The organism is Mycolicibacterium arseniciresistens (assembly GCF_030519285.1).
In the GTDB taxonomy this organism is placed as follows: Bacteria; Actinomycetota; Actinomycetes; order Mycobacteriales; family Mycobacteriaceae; genus Mycobacterium; species Mycobacterium arseniciresistens.
On sequence record NZ_JAUMSQ010000306.1, the window covers coordinates 1 to 10,130 of the forward strand.

The 10,130-nt window shown below is 63.7% G+C and carries 6 protein-coding genes and 3 pseudogenes; 7 read left to right on the forward strand and 2 right to left on the reverse strand.

The window, feature by feature from the left end:
- Window positions 1-156 precede the first annotated feature (156 nt).
- The 4 genes and pseudogenes from Q2100_RS26545 to Q2100_RS26560 all read left to right on the forward strand — a co-directional run.
- Window positions 157-252: pseudogene (locus tag Q2100_RS26545) on the forward strand (HhH-GPD-type base excision DNA repair protein); the annotation flags it as partial.
- 433 nt (window positions 253-685) lie between these two features.
- A complete protein-coding gene (locus Q2100_RS26550) occupies window positions 686-3,700 on the forward strand; it encodes a hypothetical protein (protein WP_302916471.1) in 3,015 nt (1,004 codons plus the stop codon).
- Between the two features lie 63 nt (window positions 3,701-3,763).
- Window positions 3,764-4,402 (forward strand): hypothetical protein, encoded by a 639-nt coding sequence (locus tag Q2100_RS26555; RefSeq protein WP_302916472.1) that lies wholly within the window; start codon window positions 3,764-3,766, stop codon window positions 4,400-4,402.
- A gap of 32 nt (window positions 4,403-4,434) precedes the next feature.
- Complete coding sequence (locus Q2100_RS26560; protein WP_302916473.1) at window positions 4,435-6,681, forward strand: hypothetical protein; 2,247 nt, start codon at window positions 4,435-4,437, stop codon at window positions 6,679-6,681.
- Window positions 6,682-6,859: 178 nt separating this feature from the next.
- Here the strand turns inward: Q2100_RS26560 and Q2100_RS26565 are convergent.
- Window positions 6,860-7,935 (reverse strand): annotated as a pseudogene (locus tag Q2100_RS26565) (IS3 family transposase); the annotation flags it as partial.
- Between Q2100_RS26565 and Q2100_RS26570 the strand changes: the two are divergent.
- From Q2100_RS26570 to Q2100_RS26580, 3 genes and pseudogenes are all read left to right on the forward strand, one after another.
- Window positions 7,927-8,281 (forward strand): annotated as a pseudogene (locus Q2100_RS26570) (transposase); the annotation flags it as partial. The pseudogenes Q2100_RS26565 and Q2100_RS26570 overlap by 9 nt on opposite strands.
- Window positions 8,282-8,577: 296 nt before the next feature.
- Window positions 8,578-9,249 carry an HhH-GPD-type base excision DNA repair protein gene (locus Q2100_RS26575; RefSeq protein ID WP_302916474.1) on the forward strand — a complete coding sequence of 224 codons (672 nt, stop codon included), beginning with the start codon at window positions 8,578-8,580 and terminating at the stop codon, window positions 9,247-9,249.
- Window positions 9,250-9,366: 117 nt separating this feature from the next.
- Window positions 9,367-9,513 (forward strand): DUF1059 domain-containing protein, encoded by a 147-nt coding sequence (locus Q2100_RS26580; RefSeq protein ID WP_264011275.1) that lies wholly within the window; start codon window positions 9,367-9,369, stop codon window positions 9,511-9,513.
- 70 nt (window positions 9,514-9,583) lie between these two features.
- On the opposite strand, the gene Q2100_RS26585 is transcribed toward Q2100_RS26580, so the two are convergent.
- Window positions 9,584-10,130: Rv1157c family protein (locus tag Q2100_RS26585; protein ID WP_456094151.1), on the reverse strand; the 547-nt coding region annotated here is incomplete at its 5' end.

The window sequence follows — 10,130 nt, forward strand, 5'->3', positions numbered from 1 at the left end:
GCACCGCGCGTTCGGTCGGGGTGGCCACGACGCGGCGCGTGCGCACCACCGCGACCGCGGCGGCGACCGCCGCCAGCAGCAGGACCGCCGCCAGCACCAATGCGAGCTCGCCAGACATGTCACCTCACCAGCCAATGGTCACCCTAGACTGGCGCCGTGCCGAAACTGCAGCTTGTCCAGGATCCGGCGGCCGACGCTCTGCTGGAGGCCAACCCCTTCGCCCTGCTGGTCGGCATGCTGCTCGATCAGCAGGATCAAATTGCCGATGCTCGTGACACTCACAAGCGAACCCGCCGCCATCATCGAGTGGGTGCCCGGGCCTCGGTGACGCTGAGGCAGCGTTACAACAGCTGACACAATCACGGCATCCCAAACCGCGTTGGACCGGTCCTTTTCCACGCGTCGGCAGCTGCCGGGTGCGGCGTCGCCCGGATAATAGCGCCGCGGTTTCCTGACCCGGTAGATCAGCAACCGACTCGTCTTGAATACGACGTGATGTGAGTAGTCGACTACTCTATTCGTCCCAATTGAGCTGATACATAATGGTCGCGGGAGACATTTACACAGCCTCTACACAGAATTCATGTCGGCTGGGAGGAATCATGTCCATCGCCCCGCTTACGCGAAGCCGATTGGCGGGCTTTGTGGTCGAAGCCATCCAGCCTACGATGCCCATCCCGGCCTTATGACGAACCTCACCAGCCGCTACGGCAATTCCTTGCTAGCACTCACCACACTGCGGCCTCCGGATCGCGACCGCGGCAAGGGTGTCGTTCATCTCGCCGTGCCGCTTCCATCCGTGATCGGCCTGCAGATTGACCGGTGGCACTCGGGCGGCCGAGGTCCTGTCACTCCGGGGGAAGCGGCCACTCTCCTCTGGGATACGTCGGTCGCGGGGTTCTTAAATGGACGTGTTGACGCGTGGCTGGATGTGCCAGGCGTGAGGGACTTGTTGCCTGGGTTGACGGCGCTCACCGGCATGGACCAGGCCGGCTGGCCGGTTGACCAGTCCGACTTGCAGGAGTTCGTCGCGAACGCCGCCCCCGGCTCGCCGACCTGGCGGACGCTGGCCCGAAGCCTGACCGATGCCGTCGACCTGCTCGGCGAACTCGTGCTGATCTTCAAGTACGCGGCAATCCGTCAGCAGCGCGATATCCGCACAGCCGCAGAGCTGTACCGGTTGGTGCGGACGCTCACGGCCACCAGCGGACCTGGCACGCGAGACGGAGTCATCGGGTGGCTGTCGGCGCCGTTGGTGATCCCGCGTGCGTTCACCGCGCTTCCAGACCCTTCCGGTCCGCGGCCGCCAACGCCTGCACCGCCTCCGCTGCCGCCGCCCCCCCTTCACCCCCGCATCGACTTGACCTCAGTGGATGCGAGTGCGGCCCTGGGTCGACTCGCGGGCGAGTTGACGAGGATTGAGCAAGATCAGCGAGCGACATCCCTCGACACAGCGCTTCGTGATGCCGGCGTCTCGGATCGGCAGGTGAGAGCACGCATTTCGAACGAGGCATTGGGTGAGCGCACCACGCACGGTCTGGCGGTGTCCGGTCAGCCGTCCACCGAACCACCGACTGCACGCCTAGCGATCTACCAGCCACCGGCATCGCGTAGGACGCAGATTGTAAGACTCCATTTATATGGCGTGCCGATCCTGCTCGACATCGCCGCGGGCCGGGGGCGCTCCGAGCGTGTCCGACGGGAGCTCGGACGACGAATTATTGAAGAGCTCCCCGAGAGCCTGCGGACCCGGCTCGCAGGGGCGGGCGTGGCGCTCGAGGATCTGACAGTGTGGCCAGACCTGTTGGCCTCGGCGATTCATTCGCCGTCGTTTCTTGAGCCCATTGGGCGGAGCGATCTGCTACTGGTCAGGCAAACCACGACGGGCTACCGGAGGGCCGAGATCGCCTACGTGGAGAACATCCTGGTAGGCGAGACGCGCGCGCGCACACACACCAACCGTCTGTTGACACGCCAGGAATTCTTCGAAGCGGTCGAACGGGAAACTGAGGAAACGCGAGACCTCCAGGTCACGGACAAAGCCGAACTCAATCGCGAGATCAGCAAAATCGTGAACGAGGATTTGCGAGCCCAGGGCAGCTTTCAGTTGACAAGTCGCGGGCCGACACAGGTGGTCGTGTCGGCGGACGTATCGCACGTTGATTCAACCGAGGAGGCCGCCAAGAACGCTGAATCGTACGCTCGCGAAACGGTTGAGCGGGCCGTGAAACGGACGCTTGAGCGCGTCACCCGCGAAACGCGGACGATGTTCGAGCAGGAGACGACCGAGGTCAACAGCCATAATTTCAAACGTGAATCCACTGCCGACGATCACGTGTCCGGCGTCTACCAGTACCTGGAGCGCGTGAGTCGCGCGAAGATGTTCTGGTATGGCGAGCGCGAGATGTACGACCTCCTCATCCCGGAGCCTGCAGCGCTTCTCTGGCAGCTCGCCCTCTCCCGCCAGGAGTTGCAGATCCCGATTGAAGCTCCAGACGCCGATCTATTTGCCACGGTCACCCTCGCCAACATCGCCTCCAAGCGCGAGGAGCTCATCCGCGCCTTTCGCGTGACCGACATGCCGCCTGCGCTCGCCGACACGCGTGAAACGTCGACGTCCTTCCCCGCGACCGGTGGCGGTAATGACGCGAAGTACGCCACGGGTAAGGAGTTGCAGATCCCCGAAGGCTACGAGGTCACCGGTGCCACCTTCGTAGCATCAGCCGAGACCGAAGGCGGTGACCCACCCAATGGCGGTGTCACCATCGCCGGCCAGGTGCAGCTCTGGCTGATGTCGGCGCCACCGCCGAACCACCATGGGTCCGTGACCCACGAGTTCACCTTCGCCCCCCCGTTGCCGGGACCAGCGGTCTCGGTGGCCGTTCACGCCGACAATTTCACCAGTCTCGCCGGCAGCATCACTCTCCGCATGAATCTGACAGAGACGGCACGCGAAGCGTGGGCGCTGGCGGCCTATGGTCGTGTAGCGGAACGCTACGAGCAGCTTCGTCTCGAATACGCGCAGGCCGTGATCCAGGCGTCGGCGAACCAGCCGGCGGAGACCGTATCGTTGCCAGCGGGATCACGCCTTGCGCTGCACGGCATCGTTCGTGGTGAGCTTCAACGCGCCGCCATCGACATCATGCGCAATGCGGCAGTCGACTTCGACCTGATAGCGCCGTACCCGTTTGCCAGCGAGGACGGGACGCTGGGCACCCATGCGTCGGTCGACATCGATGCGCTCCACGCCGCGGAGCCAGAGGCGCGGTTCCTGCAGCAGGCGTTCGAATGGGAACACCTTGCCTGGATCGTATATCCCTACTTCTGGGGCCGCCGCAGCGAGTGGAGCAGGACTGTCGTTGTTTCCCATCCCGATCCGGATTTCGCGTCGTTCCTCAACGCCGGCGCGGCCAGAGTGCAGATTCCAGTGCGTCCCGGCTTCGAGGATCTGGTCAAGCACTACATGGAGACCGGAGAGGTGTACGAAGGCGGGGGCCTGCCCAAGATGGGCGACGCGGGCTACGTCGCGTTCATCGACGAGCAGTTAACCACGCTTGGAGCGCCAGGGGACGAGGTGGCGTGGCCGCCAGATGCACCGCGCGAATGGGACATCGTGGCCCCCACGGCACTCCTCCTTGCGCGATCGCTCCAGAAGCCCCAGTTGCCTAGCTGGGACCCACAGACCGGAAACGAGGTGTGAGATCGGCATCGATCGCCTCCGGCGGAGCAAAGACTGTCTGTGAGGAAGTCGGGATTCGCCGCAATGTCCACGGCCCGGGGGATGCAGGCGGGTGTGACGATTTGCGGGTGCAAACCGGCGGCGAACCAGACGATTCCCTGTGAGCTACAGGCGAACTGCAGCAACCTCTTGACCGATCAGCACTTCGATTTGTTCGACGCGCTCATCGACTTACCTGTGATGGGGCTGTCGGAGATCGACGCCGCCATGTCGGCCGTCGAGGGCGACTACGTCCCGTTCTTCGAGCAGGCCTTCGAATGGAAGGCCACGTCATGCGTGCCCGATCCGTCCTTCTGGGGCCGCCAGGTCGACGTGGTTGAAAGACATTTGCATTCGCGACGGCGATCTCGGGTTCGAGGACTTCCGACGCGGGCTCAGCGCGGGTGGTCTTGCCTTCCGGCCCGGGTTCGAATCCGCCGTGGACGCCGCAAGTTCTGCGGCCCTTGGCAGGCCGGTCCACTCCCGATGATCAGCGACAAGACGCACCTGCCGATCGGCTTGAAGATCGCGCAACGGCTGGGCATGCCCGACCCGGATGTCTCCGTGGGGGTGACGTGGGAGGCGCAGCTGCCCACCCAGCCGATGCACCTGCGAAAGGCCCAAGCACTGCCGCGCTGGACGAAATGGGCCGACGGGCATTCGGCGCCGGACGAGGAGCCATAAAAATGCTTCGTGATGGCGCTACCTATCCGTTCATGCCCTCGCTGGACGGCGCGCTATCACTCCGCGGCCATTTGATCCCCGCCGACAACCTGGCCCGCATCATCGTCACCGACAACTCGCTCAACGTGTCCTGGACCTGGACCATCCGCGGCGGGCGAACCAGCGAGAACCGATGGAAGACGCTAGGCATCCCGCCGGTCGTGTGGTACTGGCTGCCGCCGACAGGCCTCCCGGGGCGGGGGCCGTCTAGCTTTATCGACCCTGGGGATGGGCCCACGTTCCGGGAACCGGTCCTGCTCATCGCACTGGCCCGGGACGCCACCGTGGAGCCGAAGTTAATGCGCCAGTTCACCAAGTTCTACGTGCAGCGTCAGGCGTTTGGCGGTCAGAAGAGGGGGATGGAACAGGTGCTGGCGCCCGACCCGACGTCCCTCCACTCCGGCACCGTGTGGTGCGACCTGACGCCCAAGGTCACGGTCTTCCGGATCCAGGATCCGGAGGCGATGCCATCCTTCGACAATCCACAGTCGATTATTGCCGCGATGGGCGCCCCATACGCGCTCGTGTCGGGCAACGAATCGCCCGTCCCCCTAGAGTCGACCGACATCCGCAGCATCAAAGACAGGTTGGCGGCGCAACTCGGCTACGTCTGGAATTCCGTGCTGCCGCCCACGCTGCTAATCGTGCCGCAGCCGACCAGCGTGGTGATCCAGCACCGGGAAGGGCACTTCCAAGTGCAGGTCGCGATCAAGGATCCGGACGAGCGGCGCTTCAAGTACGGCGCGAACGAGCCCGCGGCATACGCCTACTCGGCCGCCTGCCAAGGCTCGACCAGCCTGATCATCATCCACCACGACGACAACGTCACCGTGACCGTCCAGTCCGGACCAGGTGCTGTCGCGCGATCGACATTCATCTACTCTCGCCTGCTCCCGCACGACGAGGTGCCCCCTCAGGGCGCGTATTTGGCGTTGGACCCGCAGACCGACCATCGCCATGAACTGCCCGACCCGACGAGCTTCAAGTCCGTCCTCCAGTTGATGATCGAGGTTCCGCTCAGCTTCGTCCCGATCGTGGGCGACCTCTACGAGTTCGGACAGCTTGCTTACATGGCGGCCACCGGGCGCGACTTCTGGGGCAATCCCGTGTCCACCAACGAAATCCTCGTTTACGGGGCGCTGGCGGCGCTGACCGTCGGCGCGACCGCGTATGCCCGCATGACCAGCAGGTCGGCGCAACTCGGCAAGGAGTTGGCCAGGATCGAACAGCTCAGCACCGACCTGCGCCGCATGGTGGACGATGCGGATTCTTCAATCCAGCAGGGTGCATTGCTCAAACAAATCAAGGAGCTGCCGGCGCCACAGCAGGAAAAGCTAGTCAAGATGCTCGAGACCTCGATGAAGAACCCTCGCGCGGCCGCGGCTTTGGCCGAGAACATCCAGCATGCGGTGCACGACACGAAGGCGGCCAGGAAGGACGTCGAGAAAGTCGCCGACCTCGATGTGAAGGCGCTACTCACCGAGGACATGTCCTCATTCGCCAATGACATGCTGCGCTGGGAATACAACGACTACTTCAAGCGGTGGGCCCGCCTAAAGGACAAACGGTTGGCCCCGCTCGATTGGCTGCTCCTAACGGATCGTCAGTGGGTGGTTGCTTATCTCAGGGCCCACCTGGGGGACGATTTCCGCACAGTCATTAAGGCGGCATACGGCAGGTTACCGAGCCAGGCGACTCTCACGCGGCCGATGCTCATCTTCTACGACACGATGCAAATAAAGTTAGGGATCAACAACTACGGCGTAATGCAGCGGCGGGTCCAAAAGTTCGCCGGCTTCGGGTATTTCTTCGAGCTGGACCATATCATCGAGCAGCGCTTCATCCGGCGGCTGCGCGCGTGGACCGAGTCTGTGCCGGAATACCTTGCCTTTCAAACCTTTCTGGTGCCCAAGAATGCTGGCGTCGCCGCCGAGATGATCCGCATCGACCGGGCCTCACACGCGATCCGCTACGTCCACACCGCCAAGACCGACATCATGCGGACCCTGATCCCGCACGGATCCGAGAAGCTGTTTAACGTGCAGCAGATCGCGGACGCGACATTGTTCGCTTTGAAGTCGCTGGACGCTGACAAGTACATGATCAAGATCGAGGTGCTGGAGGAGGATTTTCGCTTTCTCGCTCAGGCCATGAACCAGAAGATGCCAGTGCTCCGGCCGTGGGCTCAACTCACCGAGGACCTCTTCACGGCGGCAAAGGGCTGGCCACAGGTGAAGTAGCCTTTCGGGTCGTCAGCAGTCGAAGGTGGCGAGGATCGAGACAGCAAGATCATGGTCCGCGGCCTGAACGGCGCAGCTAGAACGTTCAGAGTGACTTGAGTTTCAAGCAGCGCTCGGGTCTGCTGCACGATCAGGTGACAGTTTGACCTGCCCACCTCTTGGGTTCCAGCCGTGGTGGCTAACTGGCAGCGGTGAGTGTGTCGTTATTGAACGATAGTTCGTAGTCGATCGGGGTGCGGTACCCCAGTGCCGAATGGCGGCGTTGACGGTTGTGGAAGATCTCGATGTAGTCGAAGATCGCGTTGGCCAACTCCACCCGAGTCTTCCATTTCTGGCGGTCCAAAAGTTCGATCTACATAGAGGACCAGAAGCTTTCCATCATCGCATTGTCCAGGCCGTCACCAATCGACCCGAAGGACGGCAGTAGCCCTGCGGAGCGGATCTTATCGCCGAAAACCCAAGAGGTGAAGTGAGTTCCGTGATCGGCGTGAACTATGCCGCCGGCTACTGGGCGGCGATTGCGGATGGCCATATCCAACGCGTTGACCACCAGTGTCGCGTCGGCCCGCGAATCGATCGACCACCCCACGATTCTGCGGCTGAACGCATCGAGCACCGCGCAGCAGTACAGCCACCCTTCACGGGTGCGGTGCTGCGTAATGTCAGTCACCCACAATTCATTTGGGCGGATTCTATGGAACTTTCGGTTGACCAGATCATCGGCAGTCACCACGCCGCGCAATCGCTTGACCCGTGCTGGCCCAGGCAGACCGTATATGCCGGCGCGAGACATCAGGACCGACACGGTGCGCGGGCACACCGTGATACCCATGCCCAGGGTGAGCTCGGCGTGGATGCGGCGGTAGCAGTAGGTGCCCCGTGAGGCGACGTGGACTTCACGGATCAGTCCCGTCAGCCATTGCTGCCGTAGCTGGGTGGGCGTAGTCGGTGTCCGCTTGTGCTTGTAGTAGTTCTGGCGTGCCACACCGAGTATTAGGCAACAGCGTTCAACCGACGCCCCGGCGTCGACGAGTCGGTCGATCACCGGGTAGATCCTTTTGGGCGGGGTTTGTCCTCCCCGAGAAATGTCGCGGCTTGGCGCACGATCGCCAGCTCCGTTTCCAGTTCAACGATGCGGCGCCGAGCTGCGCGCAGTTCAGCTGTTTCGTTCGAGGACACACCTGTGCGCAGGCCTCGGTCGATGTCGTCTTGCTTAACCCAGTTTGAAAGCGTGACCGGATGGATGCCAAGCTCGTCGGCGAGGCCGCCGGCGTGACCCGGTTCAAGAGCGAAGCCGCCTTCGCCCGGCATAGCGGGGTCGCACCGGTCCCGGTGTGGTCGGGCAACACCGCCGGCCGGGTCCGCATGACACGTTCAGGCAACCGCCAAATCAACGCCGCGTTGCACCGCACCGCGGTTACCCAAATCCGCCTGACGGGCTCGGCCAGACCTACTACCGACACCGGCTGGCCCAAGGCGACTCCAGCACCGCACCGAAGCCCTACGCTGCCTCAAACGCCGCCTATCCCGCGTTGTCTTCGGCCACCTGCACACCGACCACAACAACCGAACAAAGCCCCGCCAAACCGCAGCGGCTTGACATAGGAGAAACGCATGACTGTCAGCCTTTCGTACAGGCAGTCACTTAGTCACCAATTCTGGAACCTAAACGGTGGGGCAGGTCCAGATGTCACCCATTCGTGCAGCAGACCCCTCGTCAGGAGTAGGGCTTTAATCAATAGTTTCGTTGACGTGAATGTCTGTGGTGCAGTGCTTTCGCAGTGTGGCGGGGTGGATACTCGACAAATGACACACCGGGATCGAGCGTCCTGGAAGAGGGCAAGCCTGGCGCGAAGTAAGCCGGTCACTCCCAGGCGCTGGCCATAGGCTGCTGGCATGACCGTGCAACTCTGCATCGCCCAGGATCCTGAGGCTGACGAACTTCTCTCGGCGTGCCCGTTTGCCCTGCTGACGGGCATGTTGCTTGATCAACAGATACTCATGGAAGTGGCGTTCGCCGGCCCCAAAAAGATTGTCGACCGCATCGTTGCGGCTGGTAATAATCATGTTGCTACTTCTCAGCAGATCCCGATGGAGGTCGCCTTCGCCGGGCCGAAGAAGCTCGCCGACCGACTCGGCGGTCTCGACGCCCGCCAGGTCGCCGAGTACGACCCCGAGGCGTTCGCCGCACTGTGCGCCGAACGCCCTGCGGTGCACCGGTTCCCGGGCTCGATGGCCAAGCGGATCCAGGCGCTGGCGCAGGTGATCGTCGACCAGTACAGCGGCAACACCGCCGCGCTGTGGACCGACGGCGATCCCGACGGTGCCGAGGTGGCGCGCCGGCTGAAGGGACTGCCCGGGTTCGGCGACCAGAAGGCGCGCATCTTCCTCGCGCTGCTGGGCAAGCAGTACGGCGTGACGCCGAAGGGTTGGCGCGCGGCGGCGGGTGACTACGGGAAGGCGGGCTCGCACATGTCGGTCGCCGACGTCACCGACGCCGGCTCGCTGGAGCGAGTGCGTTCGTACAAGAAGCAGGCGAAGGCGGCGGCCAAGGCCGCGAAGGCCTGACTATTTCCGCGAGACTGCGCTCAGGGTCGTGAAGCGCGCCGGCTGACAGCCCTGGGCGCAGTTTCGGCGTCGGCATATCCCGACATGCCCGGTGATGCATGTGTGCAGAATGGACCCATGAAGACACATCTGAGTTGCCCGTGCGGGGAAGCCATCACCGGTAAGGACGAGGACGACCTGGTCGAGAAGGCTCAGGCCCACCTCAGCGAGGCGCATCCTGGTCGCGACTACGACCGCGACGCCATCCTCTTCATGGCCTACTAGACCACCCGAGAAACGGAATTCCCGGTCGTCGAGCACACTCGACGGCCGGGAATTCCATTTCGTATCAGGGTCAGGGCACGACCGTCGACCCGATGGTCGGCATGAACTGGCACTGCTTCTCGGTGGTGGTGATCTGACCGAAGATCGTCGACATGATGCTGCCCGACCCGGTGTCGGCGATCGCCGTCATCGTCGTCGGCCCCTGCGGGTTGATGTCGGCGTGCGGCTTGAGCGTTGCACTCCCGGACTTGCCGGTGGTCAGGTTGACCCAGGTGACGTTGAGCGGCAACGCCTGCTCGGCCGCGGGGCCGGGCGTGCCGACCGCGGTGAACACGTAGGCGGTCTGCCCCGGTCCCGGCCCCGGTGTCGGGATCTTCGCCGGCCCGGCCACCGAGATCGCCGTCGCCAGAACGTTTCCGCCGTCCTTCGTGCACCCGTTGCTGATCGACGGGTACATGAAGTCCTGAGTGGGCGGGCTGTCCGGGCTGAAGGTCGGCGCGCCGCCCGGTGCGGGTGCCGGAGCCGGCGCGGCGCCTTCCGGTGCGGGCGCAGGAGCCGGTCCCGCCGGTGCCGGAGCCGGAGCGTTTGCAGCCGCCTCGGGAGCCGGAGCCGGAGCC